Below are 1,062 nucleotides of genomic sequence, written 5' to 3'. Positions count from 1 at the left end.
ACATGCTGACAGGCAGCATTTTTGATTGACTCCCACGTGCGCTGGCGCGGGACTGCACGCATATTATTTGTGTTAAACACGCCTCCGCCCCGGGCCCATGCATTGAACTTACCGCATCCTCCAATGAAGAAGACCAAAATCCTCCTCAGCGCCGGCATAGCCAGCGCTTTCGCCGTCGCGATACTCTATATCGCCGGCATTCACACCAAGGATGCACCCGTGCAACCACAATCCCAAGCCGCCGCAACTTGCACGCACGACCATGCGAAGGAGCCCATCGTGCTCCAAAAGCTTGAAGCGCACCTGACCGCACAGCTCCCGGTGGCCAAGGCCTACCCCGACATCGCCAACGATCCGGAGGCCGTCGCCGCCATGCAGCTCAAGCGCCTGCAAGCCGTCTTTCCGGAGCTCACCGCGTTTCCCGCCAACTGGAAGAACTTCAGCCCCAAAGAAGTGCTGATTGCTCCTTACGAGGACATCCAAATTCCCTTCCAGCTCGACACCGCCAAAACGGTGAAAGCAGCCGAGGGCGAAGATCGCCTCGTTCAAATCTACCGCAATGGCATGCAAGGCGGATACGCCGTCACCGCGGCCACCTCGGATGAAATCCTTACCATCGTCACCGTGCCAGGCTCCGACATCTTCGAAATCCATGTCAACAAGGACAACGAAGTCACCGTGACCACGGCGCCGAACGCCGATTGCGGAACCCAAGAGCCGCCCAAAAAGGCAGCTCATGTGCCCACGCACGCCGCCATGGTTGCAGCCGCCCAACAAGTCGAAATGCCCGTAGGCGTTCTTCAAAGTGGAAGCAACCACGTTTCCAATGTGGTGTTCTTCTATAATCAAGCCACACTTGATAACTTCTCAACATCAGGCACCAACATCCTACCAACCAACCCCACAACCTTGGAAACACGGTATATCGCGCATGTTGAGGCAGCCAATATCACCCTCTCCAACAGCGACATCCCCCTCGAGTGGAACTATGTGGGAGCATTCCAAATGCCAGAATTCCAGCTCATCAGTGACCGTGAACTAAGAGAGCCAGACGGCAGCTTG

Annotated in this window: 1 protein-coding gene; it reads left to right on the top strand. The window is 56.6% G+C overall.

The features are described 5' to 3' along the window. Positions 1 to 123: 123 nt before the first annotated feature. Positions 124 to 1,062 (top strand): hypothetical protein (locus tag M2103_RS13195; RefSeq protein WP_277511151.1); only part of this gene is annotated, 939 nt, incomplete at its 3' end.

The organism is Ereboglobus sp. PH5-5 (assembly GCF_029504805.1).
Lineage (GTDB): Bacteria > Verrucomicrobiota > Verrucomicrobiia > Opitutales > Opitutaceae > Ereboglobus.
This window is presented reverse-complemented; position numbering and strand designations above follow the sequence as displayed.